Annotated in this window: 13 protein-coding genes, 4 tRNA genes and 6 rRNA genes; 9 read left to right on the forward strand and 14 right to left on the reverse strand. The window is 45.8% G+C overall.

The annotated features are described in order from the left end of the window. Positions 1–9: 9 nt before the first annotated feature. Both nusA and rimP read right to left on the reverse strand, forming a co-directional pair. Positions 10–1,476, reverse strand: coding sequence for a transcription termination factor NusA (gene nusA, locus ACSSU7_RS08580; RefSeq protein WP_492516092.1), 1,467 nt, complete (start codon positions 1,474–1,476; stop codon positions 10–12). A gap of 72 nt (positions 1,477–1,548) precedes the next feature. After that, positions 1,549–2,034 (reverse strand): ribosome maturation factor RimP, encoded by a 486-nt coding sequence (rimP, locus tag ACSSU7_RS08585; RefSeq protein WP_492516093.1) that lies wholly within the window; start codon positions 2,032–2,034, stop codon positions 1,549–1,551. Positions 2,035–2,325: 291 nt separating this feature from the next. On the opposite strand from rimP, the gene ACSSU7_RS08590 reads away from it, so the two are divergent. From ACSSU7_RS08590 to ACSSU7_RS08620, 7 genes are all read left to right on the forward strand, one after another. Further along, positions 2,326–2,517: a YezD family protein gene (locus ACSSU7_RS08590; protein ID WP_492516094.1), complete on the forward strand. Its 192-nt coding sequence runs from the start codon at positions 2,326–2,328 to the stop codon at positions 2,515–2,517. Positions 2,518–2,608: 91 nt separating this feature from the next. Then, positions 2,609–4,171, forward strand: a complete 1,563-nt coding sequence (locus ACSSU7_RS08595; protein WP_492516095.1) for an OprO/OprP family phosphate-selective porin — start codon at positions 2,609–2,611, stop codon at positions 4,169–4,171. A gap of 159 nt (positions 4,172–4,330) precedes the next feature. Further along, a complete protein-coding gene (locus tag ACSSU7_RS08600; protein ID WP_492516096.1) occupies positions 4,331–5,341 on the forward strand; it encodes a sulfate ABC transporter substrate-binding protein in 1,011 nt (336 codons plus the stop codon). Between the two features lie 41 nt (positions 5,342–5,382). Next, positions 5,383–6,258: an EAL domain-containing protein gene (locus ACSSU7_RS08605; RefSeq protein WP_492516097.1), complete on the forward strand. Its 876-nt coding sequence runs from the start codon at positions 5,383–5,385 to the stop codon at positions 6,256–6,258. 144 nt (positions 6,259–6,402) lie between these two features. Further along, on the forward strand, positions 6,403–7,233 hold the full coding sequence (gene cysT, locus ACSSU7_RS08610) for a sulfate ABC transporter permease subunit CysT (RefSeq protein WP_492516098.1): 831 nt from the start codon (positions 6,403–6,405) through the stop codon (positions 7,231–7,233). A 37-nt stretch (positions 7,234–7,270) separates the two neighbouring features. Then, the gene (gene cysW / locus ACSSU7_RS08615) at positions 7,271–8,161 is read left to right on the forward strand and encodes a sulfate ABC transporter permease subunit CysW (protein ID WP_492516099.1); all 891 of its coding nucleotides are present in this window, start codon (positions 7,271–7,273) and stop codon (positions 8,159–8,161) included. Between the two features lie 51 nt (positions 8,162–8,212). Then, positions 8,213–9,274 carry a sulfate/molybdate ABC transporter ATP-binding protein gene (locus ACSSU7_RS08620; RefSeq protein ID WP_492516100.1) on the forward strand — a complete coding sequence of 354 codons (1,062 nt, stop codon included), beginning with the start codon at positions 8,213–8,215 and terminating at the stop codon, positions 9,272–9,274. A gap of 24 nt (positions 9,275–9,298) precedes the next feature. Here the strand turns inward: ACSSU7_RS08620 and ACSSU7_RS08625 are convergent, their stop codons facing one another. The 12 genes from ACSSU7_RS08625 to tyrS form a co-directional block, all read right to left on the reverse strand. Then, positions 9,299–10,231 (reverse strand): GGDEF domain-containing protein, encoded by a 933-nt coding sequence (locus ACSSU7_RS08625; protein WP_492516101.1) that lies wholly within the window; start codon positions 10,229–10,231, stop codon positions 9,299–9,301. A 328-nt stretch (positions 10,232–10,559) separates the two neighbouring features. Continuing rightward, positions 10,560–10,673: ribosomal RNA gene (rrf, locus tag ACSSU7_RS08630) — 5S ribosomal RNA — on the reverse strand. 203 nt (positions 10,674–10,876) lie between these two features. Continuing rightward, positions 10,877–13,772 (reverse strand): 23S ribosomal RNA (locus ACSSU7_RS08635). Positions 13,773–14,139: 367 nt separating this feature from the next. Next, positions 14,140–14,215 (reverse strand) — tRNA-Ala (locus ACSSU7_RS08640). Between the two features lie 15 nt (positions 14,216–14,230). Next, positions 14,231–14,307, reverse strand: a tRNA-Ile gene (locus ACSSU7_RS08645). Between the two features lie 103 nt (positions 14,308–14,410). Continuing rightward, a 16S ribosomal RNA gene (locus ACSSU7_RS08650) occupies positions 14,411–15,948 on the reverse strand. A gap of 575 nt (positions 15,949–16,523) precedes the next feature. Then, positions 16,524–16,637, reverse strand: a 5S ribosomal RNA gene (gene rrf / locus ACSSU7_RS08655). Positions 16,638–16,840: 203 nt separating this feature from the next. Next, positions 16,841–19,736 (reverse strand): 23S ribosomal RNA (locus ACSSU7_RS08660). Positions 19,737–20,103: 367 nt separating this feature from the next. Beyond that, a tRNA-Ala gene (locus tag ACSSU7_RS08665) sits at positions 20,104–20,179 on the reverse strand. 15 nt (positions 20,180–20,194) lie between these two features. Then, a tRNA-Ile gene (locus tag ACSSU7_RS08670) sits at positions 20,195–20,271 on the reverse strand. Between the two features lie 103 nt (positions 20,272–20,374). Further along, positions 20,375–21,912 (reverse strand): 16S ribosomal RNA (locus ACSSU7_RS08675). Together the 16S, 23S and 5S rRNA genes with 4 tRNA genes alongside form the textbook arrangement of a ribosomal RNA operon. A 490-nt stretch (positions 21,913–22,402) precedes the next feature. Continuing rightward, complete coding sequence (tyrS, locus tag ACSSU7_RS08680; protein WP_492516102.1) at positions 22,403–23,602, reverse strand: tyrosine--tRNA ligase; 1,200 nt, start codon at positions 23,600–23,602, stop codon at positions 22,403–22,405. Positions 23,603–23,708: 106 nt separating this feature from the next. On the opposite strand from tyrS, the gene ACSSU7_RS08685 reads away from it, so the two are divergent. Both ACSSU7_RS08685 and ACSSU7_RS08690 read left to right on the forward strand, forming a co-directional pair. After that, the gene (locus tag ACSSU7_RS08685) at positions 23,709–25,091 is read left to right on the forward strand and encodes a M23 family metallopeptidase (protein WP_492516103.1); all 1,383 of its coding nucleotides are present in this window, start codon (positions 23,709–23,711) and stop codon (positions 25,089–25,091) included. A gap of 25 nt (positions 25,092–25,116) precedes the next feature. Then, complete coding sequence (locus ACSSU7_RS08690) at positions 25,117–26,217, forward strand: anhydro-N-acetylmuramic acid kinase (protein WP_492516104.1); 1,101 nt, start codon at positions 25,117–25,119, stop codon at positions 26,215–26,217. Positions 26,218–26,257: the final 40 nt, after the last annotated feature.

Here is a 26,257-nt window from a genome sequence, read left to right on the forward strand (position 1 = left end):
TAAACCGTACTATTTAAACCAAGGTGCGCGAGCCGTCATGATTAGTGTTTTTGCGCGCTCTTCGTCCATATTGGTTAACTCAACCAACTCATCAATCGCCAACTCCGCCAAATCATCCATGGTTGAGATGCCTTTTGCCGCTAATTGATGTGCAGTTGCATCATCCATACCTTCTAGCGTCAATAAGTCTTCAGCAGCTTCTTCCACTTTCTCTTCTTTGGCAATCGCTTCTGTCAACAATGCAGCACGAGCACGCTTGCGCAACTCTTCTACCGTGTCTTCGTCAAAAGCATCGATTTGATTCATTTCCGCCAATGGTACGTAAGCGATTTCTTCTAACGTGCTAAAACCTTCTTGCACTAGAATTTCAGCCACTTCTTCATCAACGTCTAGTTTTTCCATAAACAACTGGCTAACACCAGCGTACTCTTCTTGATTTTTCTGTGCAGCTTGATCAACCGTCAAGATGTTCAATGTCCAACCTGTCAACTCTGAAGCCAAGCGCACGTTTTGACCGCTACGGCCAATTGCCAATGCCAATTGCTCTTCTTCCACTACTACATCCATACTGTGGGCATCTTCATCCACAACGATGCTAGAAACTTCAGCTGGTGACATTGCGTTAATCACAAACTGTGCTGGCTCCATGCTCCACAACACGATATCCACACGCTCACCAGCCAACTCGCCAGTCACCGCCTGCACACGTGAACCGCGCATACCAACACATGTACCCACTGGGTCTAGGCGCTGATCATTGCTCTTCACTGCAATTTTTGAACGTAAACCAGGGTCACGTGCTGCTGAACGAATCTCTAACAAACCTTCTTCAATCTCAGGCACTTCCAACTCAAACAAGCGCACCAAGAACTCAGGGATAATTCTAGACAAGATTAATTGCGGGCCACGACCACTGCGCTCGATACGTAACAAATAAGCACGCACACGGTCACCCACACGCAAGTTCTCTTTTGGAATCATTTGCTCACGTGGCAATAATGATTCAATACGACCCACTTCAATGATCGCATTGCCTTTTTCCATGCGCTTGATAACGCCTGTTACTAGTTTTTCATCACGTGCCAAAAAGTCTTGCAAGATTTGCTCACGCTCAGCCTCACGTACTTTTTGTAAAATGACTTGTTTAGCAGCTTGCGCGCCAATACGGCCAAACTCAAGGTTTTCTAAAGACTCTTCGTAATAATCACCGATAGTTAAACCTTTAGACCGCTCATCTTCCTCATCGATTTGATAAGCAGAGTTCTCTAATAAGTCGTAATCCACATACTGCCAACGTCTAAACGTTTGATACTCGCCTGACTCACGATCAATGGCAACACGCACATCGGCGTCATCGTGATGTTTTTTCTTTGTAGCCGAAGCCAAAGCCAGCTCTAGCGCGGTAAATATAACGCTTTTATCAACGTTTTTTTCATGCGCCAAGGCATCTACCAACAGTAAAATTTCACGACTCATTTTCAATCTCCGACTATATATTGCAGGTTAACTGCCTTATTTATTAAATTCTTACAATACACACACTTGCATTTAAAACACTGGATTTAACCGTGCTTTATCAATATTACTTAGCGCCATTTTATAGGTGACGCCTTCAAAATCCAGCATCAAATGCCCATCCTCTACGCCTTTAATCAATCCTAAAAAGGTCTTTCTCGGCAAGGTTGTTTCCGTTGCGTTAGGTCCTTCATCTTTCATGCCAACGCGCAACTTGATTGATACGCGCTCGCCCAAGAACCTTAAGTAATCCGACTCTTTCTTCAATACACGATCCATACCCGGAGATGACACTTCCAAGCGGTCATAATCAATCTCATGCTCAACCGCCAGCAAATTACCTAATTGATTACTAACGAGTACGCAATCATCAATATTGACGCTATCTTTACTATCAGCAGGATTTTGCTTATCAATAAACACACGCAACAATTTGCCTCGATTAGAAATCTCTAAATCAACAAGCTCATAGCCTAGCTGGCTTACTGACTTTTCTATTAACGTTTGCAAATCTTGCATAAATTGACCCTTCACTTTCACTGCACAACCTGAACGCACCACAGATGCATGCGCAGATTGCAGAAACAAAAAATGGGCACAAAGCCCATCAAAAAATTCATCCGCATTATACCAATCAATTCAATGAATTGGAAACACTACAGTTAATAAAGTACGCTTTTTGTACTTTTTATATGAATTACCCCTTTATATTCTTTTTAGTTATAAATTTATGACAATTAATTATTTTTAATTATTAACGTGTTTATTTATAGTGCGTACTTTCTTACTTATTAAGTAGTTATAGCGCATATGCCAAGCAACCAGAACACCAAAACCGTTACGCAAGAAATTTTACGTGCGGTGCAAGAACTCAGCGGTGGCACTGGATTTGGCTCGATAGAGATTACCGTACACGAAGGGCGTGTGACATTCATCGAAAAGCGCGAGAGATTAAGATTTAAGCAAGCTTTAGTCTCAGGAAACATTAGCAAACTTTCGTAACTGCACCAGCAGCGCAATAAAACTATTAATTAAAACCATTAATTTAGATTAGCTGACCAGTTAACTGGAAGTTTGACTCAGGAGATTTAGCATGCAATTCCAATATTCAAAATTTGCCGTCGCACTATTATCAGCGGGCATCCTATCATCACCAGCCATTGCTAACGCAAATGATAGCAATGAGCTTGAGGAGCTACGCGCTTTAGTACAAGAGCTTAGCCAAAAAGTAAAAGTTATTGAGCGTAAAGATGAAATCAATGAAGAAGCTGCCGTAGCCGCTAAAAAAGAAACCCCTGTTGTAAAAGCAAGTGCGAATGGATTTGGCATAGAGTCAGCAGATGGTAAAAACTCAATTAAATTTAGTGGTTTATTACAAGCGGATTACCGCTCATACCAAGATGGCGCCAATGATGTACGTAACAGAACCAACACTCGTGCAGGTAGTTTAGATGCCAATGGCTTTCATGACGCAAACGATACAGCGCTATTACGTCGTATTCGCCCAACAATCCAAGGTACATTATTTGGCAAATATGATTTCCGCTTCACGCCTGAGTTTGCTGGCGGCAGCGCTTCTGCAGTAGATGCATACATTGATGCACGATTAGATCCAGCTTTTAAAATCCGTGCGGGTAAATATAAACCATTTGTCGGCTTAGAGCGCTTACAAGGTGGTAGTGATATTAAATTCGTTGAGCGTAGCTACGTAACTAACGCTATTTTGCCAAACCGCGATGTCGGTGTTTCAGTTTACGGTGATGTATTTGGCGATAAACTTAGTTATGCAGTTGGTGTTAATAATGGTGTGGTAGATGGTGGCAACGCGACCACAGGTAACGAGTTTGACGGTTCAAAAGAAGTAACCGCAAGACTTTTTGCAACGCCGTTTAAAGATGATGCTAACGCATTGTCTGGCTTAGGTTTTGGTATCGCAGGGACATATACCAATATTGATGGTGAGAGAAATCTGGACTTCACGAACACTACGGCAGCCGATGCAACCAGAAATGGCTTACCTAGCTACTTAACAGATGGCCAACAAACATTTTTCCGTTATGGCTCAGCATCTGTTGCAGATGGCAAGCGCAGCCGTATTACGCCACAAGCTAGTTATTACTATGGCCCATTAGGCTTAATTACTGAGTACGCAAGAGTAAATCAGGATGTAAGCTTATTAACTAACACGACAAGCAATGCGCCAAGTGTAATTGCTGCAAACTCCAGTAAAACACTTAGCCACGATGCATGGCAAGTGGCTGTTTCATACTTATTGACCGGTGAGGATGCTTCGTTCAGAGGTGTAAAACCAAAAAATAACTTTGATATTGATAAAGGCGGCTGGGGTGCTTGGGAGTTAGTAGCGCGTTACAGCGAAATCAATCTGGATAGCGATACCTTTAAAAACAAAAACACAGGTTCATTTTCAACAGGTACATATGCAAACTTATCAGAAAGTGCAAAATCTGCTAAATCATGGACAGCTGGTGTGAACTGGTACTTGAATCAAAACGCCAAAGTGCAGCTGAACTATTCACACACATCATTTGATGGCGGTGCAGGTATTGGCATTACTGCAGTCAACGCTGCAGGTACCAATATACGTGATCGTCAAAGTGAAAATGCGTTGCTTGCTCGCTTCCAAGTGGCGTTCTAAGCCTGAATTGAGCTAGTTTGGATTGACCTAAATTAAAACATCAGCCGCCCTTGTTAAAGAGGGCGGCTGATTAAGAAGTAAAGGATATAAAAATGCCTTGTTGTTCACCAATAGAAGATACCTAAACAAATTACTTAATTATTAATAAGGATGTAAACCATGAAAAAATCATTACTCGCCATTGCAGTATTAGCAGCCACTCTTAGCTTTGCAGCACCGATTACGGCGTCTGCCAAAGACATCACATTACTTAACGTTTCTTACGACCCAACACGCGAACTCTACCAAGACTTCAATGCGGCATTCAGCAAATACTGGCTAGCAAAAACCGGCGACAAAGTAACAGTAAAAGCATCACATGGCGGCTCAGGCAAGCAAGCGCGTGCCATTATTGATGGCTTAGATGCTGACGTTGCCACGCTTGCGCTAGCCTACGACGTGGATCAGTTACATGAAAAAGGCAAACTAATCCCTAAAGATTGGCAAAAACGCTTATCTCATAATAGCTCACCTTACACCTCAACCATCGTTCTGCTAGTTCGTAAAGGCAACCCTAAAGGTATTAAAGACTGGGATGACCTTGTAAAACCAGGCGTTTCTGTGATTACGCCAAATCCTAAAACTTCAGGCGGCGCACGTTGGAACTACTTGGCAGCATGGGCATTTGCACAGAAGAAATACGGCGGTGATGAAGCTAAAACCAAAGAGTTCGTTGGTAAATTGCTGAAAAACGTACCGGTACTAGACACTGGCGCACGCGGCTCAACCACAACATTCGTTGAGCGCGGTATTGGCGACGTGTTGCTGGCTTGGGAGAACGAAGCATTTTTAGCCCAAAAAGAATTAGGCGTTGGTAAGTTTGAAATTATTGTACCGTCATTGTCAATTCTGGCTGAACCACCAGTAACTGTCGTAGATAAATTTGCAAAGAAACACGGTACAGAAGCTGTGGCTAAAGCCTACTTGGACTACTTGTACACTGAAGAAGGCCAAGAAATTGCAGCTAAGAATTACTATCGCCCAACCTTAGAGTCAGTAGCCAAAAAATATGAAAGTCAATTTCCAAAAGTCAACTTAGTCAAAATTGATGATGCATTTGGCGGTTGGCAAAAAGCACAAAAAACGCACTTCTCTGACGGCGGAACTTTTGATCAGATCTATCAGAAGTAACAATTAATTCGCCTGCACTAAATGATATAAAGGATACAAAAATGACAGCACCAACCAACGCAAACTCACCGATTGAGCAATTAAGATTGCAGCTTAAAGAATCACTATTTTTGGATTTAGATGATTACGGCTTAGTTGAGCAATCAACCGGTGAATTTAACAGTACGTTCTTAGGCGTTCAATTAAATACTGCATTTCAACCCATTTATGACATACAGGCAGGCGACTTAATTGGTCACGAAGCATTATTACGACCATCGCTTGGAGGCGAACTGACTAGCACGCCTGAGTTCGCCTTCACCTATGCCGAACAAACCGGCAAGCTAGTACAGTTTGATCGTGTAGCCAGAACCCTGCACGTACTGAACTTTAAACAAATATATGCAGAAAACGGGCTGCTGTTTCTCAATGTACACCCCAAGTTACTCGTTTCAGTAAATACACACGGCAAAGTGTTCGAGCGCATCTTACATGCAAACTCAGTACCAACGCATCGCGTTGTGATCGAAATTAAAGAAAGTGAAATCGAACAAGACAAGCAACTGTCAGAAGCCATCGACAACTATCGTGACCGAGCCTATAAAATTTCTATTGATGGCTTTGGCGGTAAAAAATCACATATCGATCGTTTGTGGAAACTATCACCAGATTACGTCAAACTGGATTTAAGCATTATTCAGCAAGCCGAAGGCAACCATCGCGTGCAAAAAATATTACCAGGCCTCATTAATTTAATTAATGACAGTGGCGCCCAAGCCGTCATCACCGGGATTGAAACACAAGCGCAACTGGATATCGCCATCGAGTCTGGCGGACTGTTTGTTCAAGGCTACTTCTTAGCCAAACCAGTACACGCCAAAGCCTTACAACCGTCATCTGCACTTAACAAGCTATCTGCATTACACAAAGCAGCCTAATCAAGCGCTACTCTAGCTGCGGATGCACCTGCATCCGCACCGCCATACAAATAACAATTAGGTATATAGAAATTCTTAAATATTATTTAATTGTTATTTAACTATCGGTTAAATTAACACGCATTCACAACACAGACAAAAACTATGGCAAAGCAAAAAAACATTCTTCCGGGCTTTAACCTATCACTGGGTTTTACGATATTTTACTTAAGCTTAATTGTACTCATTCCGTTGTCTGCTGCCTTTATCAAGACCACAGAGCTAACCATGCCAGAGTTTTGGGAAGTCATTACCGCACCTCGTGTTGTGGCATCCTACAAACTTACCTTCGGCGCATCGCTGGTGGGCGCACTGATTAACGCAGTATTTGGCCTGCTCACCGCATGGGTGCTGGTACGTTATAAGTTTCCGGGCAAAAAACTGATTGATGCCATTGTAGACTTACCATTTGCGCTACCAACTGCGGTAGCAGGTATTGCACTCACCGCTGTTTATTCTGCCAATGGCTGGATTGGCGCATGGTTAGAGCCGCTTGGTATCAAGGTTGCATTCACCCCAATTGGCGTAATTGTCGCACTTACTTTTATTGGGCTGCCTTTCGTGGTACGTACAGTACAACCAGTGTTAGAAGACCTGGAAGCAGAAACCGAAGAAGCTGCTGCAAGCTTGGGCGCTAACCGCTGGCAGACTTTTGTCAAAATCATTTTCCCTGCGATTGGGCCAGCATTGCTGACTGGGTTTGCGTTAGCTTTTGCGCGTGCGATTGGTGAATACGGTTCGGTTATCTTTATTGCAGGCAATATGCCGATGGTTTCTGAAATCACTCCGCTCATTATCATCACTAAACTAGAGCAATACGATTATGCAGGTGCTACAGCAGTCGCTGTGGTCATGCTTGTGATTTCATTCCTGCTGCTATTTGCCATTAATGGTTTGCAATGGTGGTCAAATCGCCATCGCACAGCGGCAAACTAAATCACATCATATTAATAACAATTAGATTAGGACATTTATGTCAGCTACCGCTACAACACAATATAGCAGCTATCGAAACAAGGTTGCCCGCAGTCGTGCTACTTCAGAGCCTGTATGGATTCGTTACACATTAACCGCCATTGCACTCCTCTTTCTAACGCTATTTCTATTTGTGCCCTTGGCCGCAGTATTTACTGAAGCCTTACGCAAAGGCTTTGATACTTACATTACCGCATTAGTAGATCCAGATGCCTTGTCGGCAATTAAACTCACGTTTATCGCCGCGTTGATTGCGGTACCGCTTAATCTGGTGTTTGGAGTTGCTGCCGCTTGGGCAATCACTAAGTTTGAGTTCAAAGGCAAGAGCATACTCATCACCTTAATTGACTTGCCGTTTGCCGTGTCGCCAGTGATTGCCGGTTTGATCTACGTGCTGATTTTTGGCATACAAGGTTGGTTCGGGTCAGCACTTGTTGATAACGATATCAAAGTTATTTTCGCGATACCAGGCATTGTACTTGCTACTATATTTGTCACCTTCCCATTTGTGGCTAGGGAGTTGATTCCACTAATGCAAGCGCAAGGTAAAGATGAGGAAGAAGCCGGCTTGGTACTAGGCGCATCAGGCTGGCAGATTTTATGGCGCATTACACTGCCTAATGTGAAATGGGGTCTGTTATATGGCGTGATTCTTACTAACGCACGGGCAATGGGTGAGTTTGGCGCGGTTTCTGTTGTATCCGGGCACATTCGTGGCATGACCAACACCTTACCGTTACATGTAGAAATTTTATACAACGAATACAACTACGCAGCAGCATTTGCCGTGGCATCTTTGCTTGCGTTACTGGCCTTAGTCACTTTAGCGCTCAAAACTTTTGTTGAGTGGCAGGTCGCTAGAAACGCAATACAGCATGAGTCGGCCTAGCACTCAAACTAATCATTATCACTCGCACAACCATTATTTTGGAATACAACTATGAGTATAGAAATACGTAATATCAAAAAGAATTTTGGACAATTTAGCGCACTTAACGATGTAAGCTTGGATGTCCCTAGCGGTGAACTTGTTGCGCTATTGGGCCCATCAGGTTGCGGTAAAACAACATTGCTGCGCATTATTGCCGGCCTAGAAACGCCAGACTCAGGCAACATCTTATTTCATGGTAACGATGCCACAGAGCGCCAAGTGCAAGAACGTGAAGTTGGCTTTGTATTTCAGCACTATGCATTGTTCCGCCATATGACCGTATTTGAAAATGTCGCATTTGGCTTACGAGTACGTCCTAAACATACTCGCCCATCAGATGCCGAAATTAAACGTCGTGTGCATGAACTACTAGAACTGGTGCAGCTAGATTGGCTGGCTGATCGCTATCCACCTCAGCTATCTGGTGGCCAGCGCCAACGTATTGCTTTGGCACGCGCTTTAGCAGTAGAGCCTAAAGTATTGCTGCTGGATGAGCCATTTGGGGCATTAGATGCGAAGGTACGCAAAGAACTACGTCGCTGGTTACGTCGCTTACATGATGAACTGCACATTACCAGTATCTTCGTCACACATGATCAGGAGGAAGCCTTAGAGGTTGCAGATCGCGTAGTGGTGATCAATCGCGGCAAGATTGAACAAATTGGTACGCCACAAGAAGTATACGACCACCCCGTATCACCTTTTGTCTATCAATTCTTGGGTAATGTAAATCAGTTCGACAGCCATATCCATCAGGGTTCAGCTCAGGTTGCAGGAGTGGATTTAAAGCTAGACGCACATGAGGACACACAAAACACGCCAGCACTGGCCTTTGTGCGTCCGCATGACATTGAAATTTATAATACCCAGAAAGCTGATCGTGTCGGCTTCGAGGCGATTGTGCGCTACGTGAATGCGGTGGGTCCGCTAGTAAAAGTGGAGTTAGAACGCAATGACCATACTGAGCTAATCGAGGCAGAACTTACACAAGAACGCTTCCGTGAACTCAAGCTGACACCTGCACAGCATGTACATGTCTACCCTAGAAATGTGCGTGTGTTTGCTGCATAACTGCAAAAATTAAGGTAGAAATCGTTAAGCAATACGATTTCTACCTGTTTCCTTCGCTTGATACAACTGTCTATCTACCGCGGCGATAAAGTTGATTGCTTCGTCGCTGTGTATAGGAATAATCGTACTCACACCAATACTGACCGTTAACATCTGGCTCACCAATGATTTTTCATGCGGAATCTGCGCCTTAAAAATCAAACTACGGCATCGCTCAGCAATCATTTTGGCCGCTTTTTCGTCTGTTTCCGGTAAGACAATAATGAACTCTTCACCGCCAAAGCGTGCAAAAAAATCACGCGATCTGGTCGCTACTTTGTTCAACTCTTTCGCCACACGTTTCAAGCACTCATCCCCATGTATGTGCCCATAGAAATCGTTATATTGCTTAAAGTAATCAATATCTAACATAAGGAGAGAAAGTGGCTGATGGTTGCGCTTGGCATTAGCCCACTCAACCTCCATCACAGAATCAAACATGCGGCGATTATATACACCGGTCAACGCGTCCTTAAATGAGAGCTCTTCTAGCTCCTTTTGCAACACAATCAGCTTCTGCTCGGTGTTCTTACGTTCGGTAATGTCAAACATAAACCCTATCAGAGCTTCCACCTCACCCTGTGCGTTGCGTACCACGTGCACCACGTCACGAATCCATACATACTCGCCATCTTTTGTTAGTGCTCGATAGTCCGCCTCATGATCAGTACCAGATTTAGACTGAGCTACACAATAATCAACCACCCAAGCCCGGTCTTCAGGATGCATTCTTGATGCCCAGTCCTCTACCGTCACCCAGCTAGCCGGAGACCATCCTAACAACTGTTCAATTTGCGGCCCGATATATGCAAACTGCAGCGTGCCCCAATCTATCTTCCAAGGGATGGCTTTAGTCGACTCCAACAATGTTTTATAAACAGCGTTGTCTGCATCAAGGTACTCGTTAGAAGTAGTCATTGGTATCCAGTATCAATTCAGAACAAATGTACATGTAAGCAATGCTAAATCAGCACCATAATTACAAGCAACTTGTAAAGTTTTCTAGAATTAAGAGAAACAATTCAATCACTTGCAATATTAGCATATAACCGTTAACAACGAAGCTAAGAGAGAAATGACAAGCAGCAAGTAAAAAACTATGGGCGATAGTAGGAGATAGAAGCTACAGGCTAAAAGGGGATTGCGGAACGCGCAGCGCGGCGACCGTGTATTGCAGGCAAGCTCCACATGCGTACGGACGTAAAAAAACCCCACTACATGTGTAATGGGGTTTTTGGTATAAATAGCTTGGCAGTGACCTACTTTCGCATGCAAGGAGCATACTATCATTGGCGCTGGTTCGTTTCACGGCCCTGTTCGAGATGGGAAGGGGTGGTTCCAAACCGCTATGGCCGCCAAGCATAACTGGTGTCTCGCATGTTTAGCCTTCAAACACACAAGCGATTATGCTGTGTTGCCGTCTCATTTTCATGAGGCGTCTGTAACAAATTGGAAGAAGTAAAGTCTTCATACCTTTAGGTATGGGGTCAAACGGGGTATTGATTACATTATCTAGCTTTAAAACAACCATTAATCTCGAATTGCTTCAAGTTTTAAGGTTATAGGATCAAGCCTCACGAGCAATTAGTAACGGTCAGCTTAACGCATTACTGCGCTTCCACATCCGTCCTATCAACGTCCTGGTCTCGAACGACTCTTTAGGGGGGTTAAACCCCCAGGGAAATCTCATCTCAAGGCGAGTTTCACGCTTAGATGCTTTCAGCGTTTATCTCTTCCAGATTTAGCTACCCGGCTATACCACTGGCGTGATAACCGGTCCACCAGAGATCTGTCCACTCCGGTCCTCTCGTACTAGGAGCAGGTCCCTTCAAATTTCCAACGCCCACGGCAGATAGGGACCAAACTGTCTCACGACGTTTTAAACCCAGCTCACGTACCACTTTAAATGGCGAACAGCCATACCCTTGGGACCGGCTACAGCCCCAGGATGTGATGAGCCGACATCGAGGTGCCAAACTCCCCCGTCGATATGAACTCTTGGGAGGAATCAGCCTGTTATCCCCAGAGTACCTTTTATCCGTTGAGCGATGGCCCTTCCATACAGAACCACCGGATCACTATGACCTGCTTTCGCACCTGCTCGACCTGTCCGTCTCGCAGTCAAGCAACCTTATGCCATTGCACTATCAGTACGATTTCCGACCGTACCTAGGTTACCTTCGCACTCCTCCGTTACTCTTTGGGAGGAGACCGCCCCAGTCAAACTGCCCACCATACACGGTCCCCAGTCCGGATTACGGACCTAGGTTAGAACCTCAACAACATCAGGGTGGTATTTCAAGGTTGACTCCACGATATCTAGCGACACCGCTTCATAGTCTCCCACCTATCCTACACAAATCTTGTCAAAGTCCAATGTAAAGCTACAGTAAAGGTTCATGGGGTCTTTCCGTCTAGCCGCGGGTAGATTGCATCTTCACAAACATTTCAACTTCGCTGAGTCCCGAGAGGAGACAGTGTGGCCATCGTTACGCCATTCGTGCGGGTCGGAACTTACCCGACAAGGAATTTCGCTACCTTAGGACCGTTATAGTTACGGCCGCCGTTTACTGGGACTTCAATCAAGAGCTTGCACCCCATCATTTAATCTTCCAGCACCGGGCAGGCGTCACACCCTATACGTCCACTTTCGTGTTTGCAGAGTGCTGTGTTTTTATTAAACAGTCGCAGCCACCTTTTCACTGCAACCCCATCGAGCTTCGAGAGCAAGTCTCTACACTCTACCGGGGCGCACCTTCTCCCGAAGTTACGGTGCTAATTTGCCGAGTTCCTTCTCCCGGGTTCTCTCAAGCGCCTTAGAATTCTCATCCTACCCACCTGTGTCGGTTTGCGGTACGGTCTCTATACAACTGAAGCTTAGTGGCTTTTCTTGGAAGCATGGTATCAATCACTTCACGTACAAGTACGCTCGTTATCACGCCTTGGCATTAACGACTCTCCGGATTTGCCTAAAGAATCTGCCTACACGCTTGAACCGGGACATCCAACACCCGGCTGACCTAACCTTCTCCGTCCCCACATCGCATTGTATACAGGTACAGGAATATTAACCTGTTTCCCATCAGCTACGCATCTCTGCCTCACCTTAGGGGCCGACTCACCCTGCGCCGATGAACGTTGCGCAGGAAACCTTGGGTTTTCGGCGAGGGAGCTTTTCACTCCCTTTATCGCTACTCATGTCAGCATTCGCACTTCTGATACCTCCAGCATTCCTCACAGAACACCTTCGCAGGCCTACAGAACGCTCTCCTACCATGCATACATTCCGAAGAATGTAGCATCCGAAGCTTCGGTTACGTGCTTAGCCCCGTTACATCTTCCGCGCAGGACGACTCGACCAGTGAGCTATTACGCTTTCTTTAAATGATGGCTGCTTCTAAGCCAACATCCTGGCTGTCTATGCCTTCCCACTTCGTTTTCCACTTAGCACGTCATTTGGGACCTTAGCTGTCGGTCTGGGTTGTTTCCCTCTTGACCACGGACGTTAGCACCCATGGTCTGTCTCCCGTAATTGCATTTCTCAGTATTCGGAGTTTGCAATGGTTTGGTAAGTTCTTATGAACCCCCTAGCCATAACAGTGCTCTACCCCCGAGAATGATATACGAGGCACTACCTAAATAGTTTTCGGAGAGAACCAGCTATTTCCAAGTTTGTTTAGCCTTTCACCCCTATCCACAGCTCATCCCCAAATTTTTCAACATTTGTGGGTTCGGACCTCCAGTACCTGTTACGGCACCTTCATCCTGGCCATGGATAGATCACTTGGTTTCGGGTCTACACCCAGCAACTAGACGCCCTATTCGGACTCGCTTTCGCTACGCCTCCCCTATCGGTTAAGCTTGCTACTGAATGTAAGTCGCTGACCCATTATACAAAAGGTACGCAGTCACGGAACAAGTCCGCTCCCACTGTTTGTATGCATACGGTTTCAGGATCTATTTCACTCCCCTCCCGGGGTTCTTTTCGCCTTTCCCTCACGGTACTGGTTCACTATCGGTCGATTACGAGTATTTAGCCTTGGAGGATGGTCCCCCCATGTTCAGACAAGGTTTCTCGTGCCCCGCCCTACTTGTCGTTACCCTAGTTCCACACACGGGATTTCGTATAAGGGGCTATCACCCTCTATGGCCGGACTTTCCATTCCGTTCTACTATCGCATGTGCTAAAAATAACAGGCTATTCCATGTTCGCTCGCCACTACTTACGGAATCTCGGTTGATTTCTTTTCCTCGAGCTACTTAGATGTTTCAGTTCACTCGGTTTGCCACCATCTCCCTATATATTCAGGAGCGGTTACCCTTGCGGGTGGGTTTCCCCATTCGGACATTTCCGGATCAAAGCTTATTTGCCAGCTCCCCGAAACTTTACGCAGGCTATCACGTCCTTCATCGCCTGTAATCGCCAAGGCATCCACCATATGCACTTATTCGCTTGATCCTATAACGTTAAAACCTGAACCCTTTTTAAATTCAGATCCCATGATGCATGAGACATCCGTCATAGGCTTTTCTAAAGCAACTTCGTTAATGCTGCAAGGTTATACAACATTAACTGGTTTATTTTACTTCACTTGTTTTTAAGAACTTTCATTCTTGAAACTCAAGCTAAAGCAAAATGTTTCGATTTTGCAATCAATTACTACCCATTTTGAATACACACATATCATCACAATAATGTGTATTCACTTTACTTCTTCCATTTTGTTAAAGAACAGTCTAGTTAAAAACTAGAAGTAAATATTCACTTGGCTTTAAACACCAAAGTAACACTTACTTCTAATTTCTTACATACAGCATCAAATACTTGGTGGAGGATAACGGGATCGAACCGTTGACCCCCTGCTTGCAAAGCAGGTGCTCTCCCAGCTGAGCTAATCCCCCATTTTCAGGTGAATCTGGTGGGTCTGGATGGACTCGAACCATCGACCCCCGCCTTATCAAGACGGTGCTCTAACCAGCTGAGCTACAGACCCTCAAGGTTTACTAGCGTTTCCGCCAATGTTTGGTCAATCATTGATGCTGCTGACTACTAACAACTGATAAGTGTGAATGCTTGCAAAGTAAAGACGTCTCTAGAAAGGAGGTGATCCAGCCGCACCTTCCGATACGGCTACCTTGTTACGACTTCACCCCAGTCATGAATACTACCGTGGTAATCGTCCTCCTTACGGTTAGACTAACTACTTCTGGTAAAACCCACTCCCATGGTGTGACGGGCGGTGTGTACAAGGCCCGGGAACGTATTCACCGCGACATGCTGATCCGCGATTACTAGCGATTCCGACTTCATGTAGTCGAGTTGCAGACTACAATCCGGACTACGATCGGCTTTCTGGGATTGGCTCCACCTCGCGGCTTGGCAACCCTCTGTACCGACCATTGTATTACGTGTGAAGCCCTGGCCATAAGGGCCATGAGGACTTGACGTCATCCCCACCTTCCTCCGGTTTGTCACCGGCAGTCCCATTAAAGTGCCCAACTAAATGATGGCAATTAATGGCAAGGGTTGCGCTCGTTGCGGGACTTAACCCAACATCTCACGACACGAGCTGACGACAGCCATGCAGCACCTGTGTTAACGTTCTCTTTCGAGCACCAATCCATCTCTGGAAAGTTCGTTACATGTCAAGGCCAGGTAAGGTTTTTCGCGTTGCATCGAATTAATCCACATAATCCACCGCTTGTGCGGGCCCCCGTCAATTCCTTTGAGTTTTAATCTTGCGACCGTACTCCCCAGGCGGTCTACTTCACGCGTTAGCTGCGTTACTCATGGATTTTACTCCACCAACAACTAGTAGACATCGTTTAGGGCGTGGACTACCAGGGTATCTAATCCTGTTTGCTCCCCACGCTTTCGTGCATGAGCGTCAATATTATCCCAGGGGGCTGCCTTCGCCATTGGTATTCCTCCACATCTCTACGCATTTCACTGCTACACGTGGAATTCTACCCCCCTCTGACATATTCTAGTCTTGTAGTTTCAAACGCAGTTCCCAAGTTGAGCTCGGGGATTTCACATCTGACTTACAAAACCGCCTGCGCACGCTTTACGCCCAGTAATTCCGATTAACGCTTGCACCCTACGTATTACCGCGGCTGCTGGCACGTAGTTAGCCGGTGCTTCTTATCAAGGTACCGTCATTAACACAGTTTATTCGACTGCATCGTTTCTTCCCTTGCGAAAGAGCTTTACAACCCGAAGGCCTTCTTCACTCACGCGGAATGGCTGGATCAGGCTTTCGCCCATTGTCCAAAATTCCCCACTGCTGCCTCCCGTAGGAGTCTGGACCGTGTCTCAGTTCCAGTGTGGCTGGTCGTCCTCTCAGACCAGCTACTGATCGTCGCCTTGGTGAGCTTTTACCTCACCAACTAGCTAATCAGATATCGGCCGCTCCATTAACGCAAGGTCCGAAGATCCCCTGCTTTCCCCCGTAGGGCGTATGCGGTATTAGCCAACCTTTCGATTAGTTATCCCCCATTATTGGATACGTTCCGATACATTACTCACCCGTTCGCCACTAATCATTCTAGCAAGCTAGAAATCATCGTTCGACTTGCATGTGTAAAGCATTCCGCCAGCGTTCAATCTGAGCCAGGATCAAACTCTTCAGTTTAATTTCTGACTATTACTTTTTTCCTCTTGCGAGGTGGTTATTTCGCTTTTGCTTTATTACTTAAGATAATTAAGTAATGACTCAAATTCATTGTCAAGGTTTGTATTACTACAATCTTGTCATAAATTTAAGTGTAAGCACTTGTTTTTCTGAGTCTGATCTTAATGCCAATCAACTAAGTTAAATTTTAATGTAAACACTAAAACAAGTTAGTTGCGATTAAGTCAGCTGCTTCATTCACAAGCACCCACACTTATCAGTTGTTATATTGTTAAAGAACTTTTCGTTTCCGTCGTTACGCTTTGCGTTAACGAGGTGCGCATTATACAGAGCTTTTATCGCCCGTCAACCTTAATTTCGTAATATTTACTAATTAAAATTAACCGTACTTTTTACTGCGCCTTCTACTGCTTTTCGCCAACAGTGTTTCGTTAGCAAGGTGCGCATTCTACAGCACCTTAGCCCAATCCAAACACTATTTTTTAATCTGTTACATAATTGTTACATCTTAAAATTAGGCGCTTACATAAATAAAAAACCCCACTACATGTGTAATGGGGTTTTTGGTATAAATAGCTTGGCAGTGACCTACTTTCGCATGCAAGGAGCATACTATCATTGGCGCTGGTTCGTTTCACGGCCCTGTTCGAGATGGGAAGGGGTGGTTCCAAACCGCTATGGCCGCCAAGCATAACTGGTGTCTCGCATGTTTAGCCTTCAAACACACAAGCGATTATGCTGTGTTGCCGTCTCATTTTCATGAGGCGTCTGTAACAAATTGGAAGAAGTAAAGTCTTCATACCTTTAGGTATGGGGTCAAACGGGGTATTGATTACATTATCTAGCTTTAAAACAACCATTAATCTCGAATTGCTTCAAGTTTTAAGGTTATAGGATCAAGCCTCACGAGCAATTAGTAACGGTCAGCTTAACGCATTACTGCGCTTCCACATCCGTCCTATCAACGTCCTGGTCTCGAACGACTCTTTAGGGGGGTTAAACCCCCAGGGAAATCTCATCTCAAGGCGAGTTTCACGCTTAGATGCTTTCAGCGTTTATCTCTTCCAGATTTAGCTACCCGGCTATACCACTGGCGTGATAACCGGTCCACCAGAGATCTGTCCACTCCGGTCCTCTCGTACTAGGAGCAGGTCCCTTCAAATTTCCAACGCCCACGGCAGATAGGGACCAAACTGTCTCACGACGTTTTAAACCCAGCTCACGTACCACTTTAAATGGCGAACAGCCATACCCTTGGGACCGGCTACAGCCCCAGGATGTGATGAGCCGACATCGAGGTGCCAAACTCCCCCGTCGATATGAACTCTTGGGAGGAATCAGCCTGTTATCCCCAGAGTACCTTTTATCCGTTGAGCGATGGCCCTTCCATACAGAACCACCGGATCACTATGACCTGCTTTCGCACCTGCTCGACCTGTCCGTCTCGCAGTCAAGCAACCTTATGCCATTGCACTATCAGTACGATTTCCGACCGTACCTAGGTTACCTTCGCACTCCTCCGTTACTCTTTGGGAGGAGACCGCCCCAGTCAAACTGCCCACCATACACGGTCCCCAGTCCGGATTACGGACCTAGGTTAGAACCTCAACAACATCAGGGTGGTATTTCAAGGTTGACTCCACGATATCTAGCGACACCGCTTCATAGTCTCCCACCTATCCTACACAAATCTTGTCAAAGTCCAATGTAAAGCTACAGTAAAGGTTCATGGGGTCTTTCCGTCTAGCCGCGGGTAGATTGCATCTTCACAAACATTTCAACTTCGCTGAGTCCCGAGAGGAGACAGTGTGGCCATCGTTACGCCATTCGTGCGGGTCGGAACTTACCCGACAAGGAATTTCGCTACCTTAGGACCGTTATAGTTACGGCCGCCGTTTACTGGGACTTCAATCAAGAGCTTGCACCCCATCATTTAATCTTCCAGCACCGGGCAGGCGTCACACCCTATACGTCCACTTTCGTGTTTGCAGAGTGCTGTGTTTTTATTAAACAGTCGCAGCCACCTTTTCACTGCAACCCCATCGAGCTTCGAGAGCAAGTCTCTACACTCTACCGGGGCGCACCTTCTCCCGAAGTTACGGTGCTAATTTGCCGAGTTCCTTCTCCCGGGTTCTCTCAAGCGCCTTAGAATTCTCATCCTACCCACCTGTGTCGGTTTGCGGTACGGTCTCTATACAACTGAAGCTTAGTGGCTTTTCTTGGAAGCATGGTATCAATCACTTCACGTACAAGTACGCTCGTTATCACGCCTTGGCATTAACGACTCTCCGGATTTGCCTAAAGAATCTGCCTACACGCTTGAACCGGGACATCCAACACCCGGCTGACCTAACCTTCTCCGTCCCCACATCGCATTGTATACAGGTACAGGAATATTAACCTGTTTCCCATCAGCTACGCATCTCTGCCTCACCTTAGGGGCCGACTCACCCTGCGCCGATGAACGTTGCGCAGGAAACCTTGGGTTTTCGGCGAGGGAGCTTTTCACTCCCTTTATCGCTACTCATGTCAGCATTCGCACTTCTGATACCTCCAGCATTCCTCACAGAACACCTTCGCAGGCCTACAGAACGCTCTCCTACCATGCATACATTCCGAAGAATGTAGCATCCGAAGCTTCGGTTACGTGCTTAGCCCCGTTACATCTTCCGCGCAGGACGACTCGACCAGTGAGCTATTACGCTTTCTTTAAATGATGGCTGCTTCTAAGCCAACATCCTGGCTGTCTATGCCTTCCCACTTCGTTTTCCACTTAGCACGTCATTTGGGACCTTAGCTGTCGGTCTGGGTTGTTTCCCTCTTGACCACGGACGTTAGCACCCATGGTCTGTCTCCCGTAATTGCATTTCTCAGTATTCGGAGTTTGCAATGGTTTGGTAAGTTCTTATGAACCCCCTAGCCATAACAGTGCTCTACCCCCGAGAATGATATACGAGGCACTACCTAAATAGTTTTCGGAGAGAACCAGCTATTTCCAAGTTTGTTTAGCCTTTCACCCCTATCCACAGCTCATCCCCAAATTTTTCAACATTTGTGGGTTCGGACCTCCAGTACCTGTTACGGCACCTTCATCCTGGCCATGGATAGATCACTTGGTTTCGGGTCTACACCCAGCAACTAGACGCCCTATTCGGACTCGCTTTCGCTACGCCTCCCCTATCGGTTAAGCTTGCTACTGAATGTAAGTCGCTGACCCATTATACAAAAGGTACGCAGTCACGGAACAAGTCCGCTCCCACTGTTTGTATGCATACGGTTTCAGGATCTATTTCACTCCCCTCCCGGGGTTCTTTTCGCCTTTCCCTCACGGTACTGGTTCACTATCGGTCGATTACGAGTATTTAGCCTTGGAGGATGGTCCCCCCATGTTCAGACAAGGTTTCTCGTGCCCCGCCCTACTTGTCGTTACCCTAGTTCCACACACGGGATTTCGTATAAGGGGCTATCACCCTCTATGGCCGGACTTTCCATTCCGTTCTACTATCGCATGTGCTAAAAATAACAGGCTATTCCATGTTCGCTCGCCACTACTTACGGAATCTCGGTTGATTTCTTTTCCTCGAGCTACTTAGATGTTTCAGTTCACTCGGTTTGCCACCATCTCCCTATATATTCAGGAGCGGTTACCCTTGCGGGTGGGTTTCCCCATTCGGACATTTCCGGATCAAAGCTTATTTGCCAGCTCCCCGAAACTTTACGCAGGCTATCACGTCCTTCATCGCCTGTAATCGCCAAGGCATCCACCATATGCACTTATTCGCTTGATCCTATAACGTTAAAACCTGAACCCTTTTTAAATTCAGATCCCATGATGCATGAGACATCCGTCATAGGCTTTTCTAAAGCAACTTCGTTAATGCTGCAAGGTTATACAACATTAACTGGTTTATTTTACTTCACTTGTTTTTAAGAACTTTCATTCTTGAAACTCAAGCTAAAGCAAAATGTTTCGATTTTGCAATCAATTACTACCCATTTTGAATACACACATATCATCACAATAATGTGTATTCACTTTACTTCTTCCATTTTGTTAAAGAACAGTCTAGTTAAAAACTAGAAGTAAATATTCACTTGGCTTTAAACACCAAAGTAACACTTACTTCTAATTTCTTACATACAGCATCAAATACTTGGTGGAGGATAACGGGATCGAACCGTTGACCCCCTGCTTGCAAAGCAGGTGCTCTCCCAGCTGAGCTAATCCCCCATTTTCAGGTGAATCTGGTGGGTCTGGATGGACTCGAACCATCGACCCCCGCCTTATCAAGACGGTGCTCTAACCAGCTGAGCTACAGACCCTCAAGGTTTACTAGCGTTTCCGCCAATGTTTGGTCAATCATTGATGCTGCTGACTACTAACAACTGATAAGTGTGAATGCTTGCAAAGTAAAGACGTCTCTAGAAAGGAGGTGATCCAGCCGCACCTTCCGATACGGCTACCTTGTTACGACTTCACCCCAGTCATGAATACTACCGTGGTAATCGTCCTCCTTACGGTTAGACTAACTACTTCTGGTAAAACCCACTCCCATGGTGTGACGGGCGGTGTGTACAAGGCCCGGGAACGTATTCACCGCGACATGCTGATCCGCGATTACTAGCGATTCCGACTTCATGTAGTCGAGTTGCAGACTACAATCCGGACTACGATCGGCTTTCTGGGATTGGCTCCACCTCGCGGCTTGGCAACCCTCTGTACCGACCATTGTATTACGTGTGAAGCCCTGGCCATAAGGGCCATGAGGACTTGACGTCATCCCCACCTTCCTCCGGTTTGTCACCGGCAGTCCCATTAAAGTGCCCAACTAAATGATGGCAATTAATGGCAAGGGTTGCGCTCGTTGCGGGACTTAACCCAACATCTCACGACACGAGCTGACGACAGCCATGCAGCACCTGTGTTAACGTTCTCTTTCGAGCACCAATCCATCTCTGGAAAGTTCGTTACATGTCAAGGCCAGGTAAGGTTTTTCGCGTTGCATCGAATTAATCCACATAATCCACCGCTTGTGCGGGCCCCCGTCAATTCCTTTGAGTTTTAATCTTGCGACCGTACTCCCCAGGCGGTCTACTTCACGCGTTAGCTGCGTTACTCATGGATTTTACTCCACCAACAACTAGTAGACATCGTTTAGGGCGTGGACTACCAGGGTATCTAATCCTGTTTGCTCCCCACGCTTTCGTGCATGAGCGTCAATATTATCCCAGGGGGCTGCCTTCGCCATTGGTATTCCTCCACATCTCTACGCATTTCACTGCTACACGTGGAATTCTACCCCCCTCTGACATATTCTAGTCTTGTAGTTTCAAACGCAGTTCCCAAGTTGAGCTCGGGGATTTCACATCTGACTTACAAAACCGCCTGCGCACGCTTTACGCCCAGTAATTCCGATTAACGCTTGCACCCTACGTATTACCGCGGCTGCTGGCACGTAGTTAGCCGGTGCTTCTTATCAAGGTACCGTCATTAACACAGTTTATTCGACTGCATCGTTTCTTCCCTTGCGAAAGAGCTTTACAACCCGAAGGCCTTCTTCACTCACGCGGAATGGCTGGATCAGGCTTTCGCCCATTGTCCAAAATTCCCCACTGCTGCCTCCCGTAGGAGTCTGGACCGTGTCTCAGTTCCAGTGTGGCTGGTCGTCCTCTCAGACCAGCTACTGATCGTCGCCTTGGTGAGCTTTTACCTCACCAACTAGCTAATCAGATATCGGCCGCTCCATTAACGCAAGGTCCGAAGATCCCCTGCTTTCCCCCGTAGGGCGTATGCGGTATTAGCCAACCTTTCGATTAGTTATCCCCCATTATTGGATACGTTCCGATACATTACTCACCCGTTCGCCACTAATCATTCTAGCAAGCTAGAAATCATCGTTCGACTTGCATGTGTAAAGCATTCCGCCAGCGTTCAATCTGAGCCAGGATCAAACTCTTCAGTTTAATTTCTGACTATTACTTTTTTCCTCTTGCGAGGTGGTTATTTCGCTTTTGCTTTATTACTTAAGATAATTAAGTAATGACTCAAATTCATTGTCAAGGTTTGTATTACTACAATCTTGTCATAAATTTAAGTGTAAGCACTTGTTTTTCTGAGTCTGATCTTAATGCCAATCAACTAAGTTAAATTTTAATGTAAACACTAAAACAAGTTAGTTGCGATTAAGTCAGCTGCTTCATTCACAAGCACCCACACTTATCAGTTGTTATATTGTTAAAGAACTTTTCGTTTCCGTCGTTACGCTTTGCGTTAACGAGGTGCGCATTATACAGAGCTTTTATCGCCCGTCAACCTTAATTTCGTAATATTTACTAATTAAAATTAACCGTACTTTTTACTGCGCCTTCTACTGCTTTTCGCCAACAGTGTTTCGTTAGCAAGGTGCGCATTCTACAGCACCTTAGCCCAATCCAAACACTATTTTTTAATCTGTTACATAATTGTTACATTTGCGAACTTCCGCTTACCTACTTGCGCAACCACACTGCTCGCTTTATTTAACATTAAGGCTTTGTCCGTGACTTTTTCACCATCTAACTTAACACCACCTTGCTCAATGGCACGGAATGCTTCTGAGGTGCTAGTAACCAAACCAGCCAACTTAAGCAGCTGGGCAACACCTACCTGCTCTGCATCAATAGTCACCGACACCTCGGGCACATCATCCGGGATACCGCCTTTTGAGCGCGTTTGGAAATCAGCCAAAGCTTTTTCTGCATCCGCTTGTGAGTGGAAGCGTGTGACAATCTCCTGCGCGAAGCGCACTTTAACATCACGCGGATTGCCGCCTGCAATTACGCCAGCTTTCCATTGTGCAATAGTTTCTAGCGACTCAAATGAAAGCAGCTCTATATAACGCCACATCAATTCATCTGATATCGACATGATTTTAGCGAAGATGATTTCTGGCGCCTCAGCGATACCTATATAGTTACCTAAAGATTTAGACATTTTATTCACGCCATCTAAACCTTCTAGCAACGGCATAGTAAGCACGCATTGCGCACTCTGTCCTGCTTGCTTCTGTAACTCGCGCCCCATGAGCAAGTTGAACTTCTGGTCAGTACCGCCTAACTCCACATCTGCATTTAGCGCAACAGAATCGTAACCTTGCAATAAAGGATAGAGAAACTCATGAATCGCAATCGGCTGATTACCTTTGAAGCGCTTAGAGAAGTCATCGCGCTCCAGCATGCGCGCCACAGTATGGCTAGCCGCCAATTTAAGCATGCCCGCAGCCCCAAGTTCGGTGAGCCACTTAGAGTTAAACACTACCTCGGTTTGCTCTGGTTTAAGTATCTTAAAAACTTGCGCGGTATAGGACTTAGCATTCTCCTGCACCTGCTCTGCCGTCAATGGCGGACGTGTCGCACTTTTACCGGTCGGGTCACCAATCATGCCTGTGAAATCACCAATCAGGAACAGCACGGTATGTCCAAGCTCTTGAAATTGGCGCAACTTATTAATAAGTACAGTATGCCCAAGATGCAAATCTGGCGCCGTTGGGTCAAAACCTGCTTTAATTTTTAGTGGCTGACCTTTTTTTAGCTTTTCAATTAACTCGGCTTCAATTAATAGTTCATCTGCGCCGCGTTTAATCACTGCAAGCTGTTGGCTGATTTCAATATTCACGTTTTAACGTCCTTAAACTCTATTGTTTTTTTACCGCTAGTTTATTTGTATAAACTTAATTTTCTGTTAGTATCAAGAGCTGAAATAATTAAGTAAAGGTTAGCCCGTGGATATTAACGAGCCCAATCATCACCAATCACCCCAAAACTCTATTTTAACGCAAAACGCCAATAAAGCTGAACGCAAGCAACAACGCTTATCAGAGCGTAAATTTAAGCTGCGCTGGGTATTGGCAATTTCTTGCTTACCATTATTTGGCATTTACACCGCATTTGGTATTGCACCGCAAACATTAACAACCAACATTGCGACCTCTATGGTGGTTGAAGAAGTAAGCCTGCCGACACTTGAGCAGGCATTAAATGACGATTCTGAGTTAACCGAAAAGTTTTGGTATAAAGATTACGTACGCAGGGACGATACGCTACAAAGCGTATTAGCCAGGCTCAACATCCGCAATCGTGATGCCTTGGAATTTATTCGCACCGACAGCGTTGCCAGCGAAATTGCACGCTCCATCATCCCTGGCCGCCAAGTAAAAGCCGAGACCGATGCGGATGGAAATTTGTTTCATTTTGAATACCAAGTTAACGCAGACGCGTTTTTGACAGTAACGAAAACAGATGATGGATATACCGCCAAGCAAGATAATCGTGTTTTAGAAGTTCGCCCCATATTAAAATCAGCGAAAATTACCAGCTCACTATTTGGCGCAACAGATGCGGCAAATATTCCAGACAATATTGCAATCCAACTCGCAGACATTTTTGAAAGTGAAATCAACTTTCATACAGACTTACGCCGTGGCGATCACTTCAATGTAATTTATGAAGGCAGCTATGATCAGGGTGAACTGATTAAAGTAGGCGAAGTGCTGGCGGCTGAATTTGTGAATGACGGCAAGGTCTACCGTGCGGTCGGCTTCCGTGATGGCAACAATCAGATGCAATACTACACACCTGAAGGTAAAAGCACGCATAAGTCGTTTTTACGTTCACCTTTAGAATTTAGCCGCGTAAGCTCAGGCTTTAGCGTTGCAAGATTTCACCCAGTACTACAAAGAATGCGCGCACATAAAGGCGTAGACTTTGCCGCACCTACCGGCACTCGGATTAAAGCGTCTGCCGACGCTGTGGTTGATTTTGTCGGACAAAAAGGCGGTTACGGCAACGTGATTGTCCTGAAACATGCGAATGGCGTGAGCACTTTGTACGGACATCTTTCACGCTTTGCGCCAGAGCTACGTCGCGGCTCAAAAATCACGCAAGGCCAGATGATAGGCTTTGTAGGGATGTCAGGCGTGGCTACCGGCCCACATTTGCATTATGAATTTTTAATCAATGGCCAGCACCAAGATCCCATGAAAGTTGCGCTGCCTAAAACCAATATCATTCAAGGCAGCAATAAAGCTAAATTTGAGTCTATCAGCAGCCAAATGACAGCGCAGCTTAGATTGCTAGGCACCAGCAATATTGCAGCCTTAGAATAATTTAGCAGCACTAAATATCACCATCATGGCTAGCGAGCTTTTTATCGGCTTAATGTCGGGTACTAGCCTAGATGGGGTGGACGCTGCCCTAGTTACGTTCGACCATACACAGCAGCCTCAGCTGCTTAAAACGCATTTTTTGGCTTATCCTGCAGATTTACGCACGCAGATTCTCGCTTTACAACACCCCACCACAAACGAACTAGAAACAACCGCTCGCATGGGTAACACCCTTGCCTATTTATATGCAGACGCAGTCAATGCCCTGCTTGCTGCCGCACAAGTGGACGCAGGTGCAGTCACTGCGATTGGCTGCCACGGCCAAACCATCAGACACCGCCCAGAATTAGGCTTTACCATGCAAATTGGCAATGCGGCATTGCTAAGCGAACTGACCGGCATCACCGTAGTGAACGACTTTAGAAGCAGAGACATTGCAGCAGGTGGCCAAGGAGCACCGCTGGTGCCTGCATTCCATCAAGATGTTTTTAGCAGCAACATTCATAATCGAGCAATTATCAATATCGGCGGCATCGCCAATATTACCTACCTAAGTACAGCTGGTGATGTATTCGGCTTTGACTCTGGCCCCGGCAACATGTTGCTGGATACCTGGATTAAACAACACTTGGGTTTAGACTACGATGCGGATGGTCAATGGGCTAGTACAGGCAAGACTATTGAGCCATTGCTCACGGCGATGCTGAGCGAACCTTACTTTGCTGCAGCACCGCCTAAGAGTACTGGCCGCGATTTATTTAATACTGCGTGGCTAAATCACTACTTAACCCAGCAAAACTATGCAGCCCAAGATGTTGCGCGTACCTTAGTAGCATTAAGCGCGCACTCTATTGCAAATGCTGTTTACCAACATTGCGGTCAAGTCGATGAAATATATCTATGCGGCGGCGGCGCAAAGAACAAACTCTTGCAGAGTGAATTGCAATCACTCATGGGTACAACCACTATCGCTACTACAGACCAGCTAGGCATGGGCGTGGATTGGGTTGAGGCAATTGCCTTTGCATGGCTAGCAAAAAAATGCATGGCCAAACAAACTGCAAACCTGCCACAAGTCACCGGGGCTAAAGGCCTACGCATTTTAGGTGCGATTTACCAAGCTTAGTAAGCTTTTAACATTCATCTGCTCGCTTTGATAAAGTATA

The sequence above is a fragment of the Methylotenera sp. E1MeOHC1 genome (assembly GCF_058745595.1).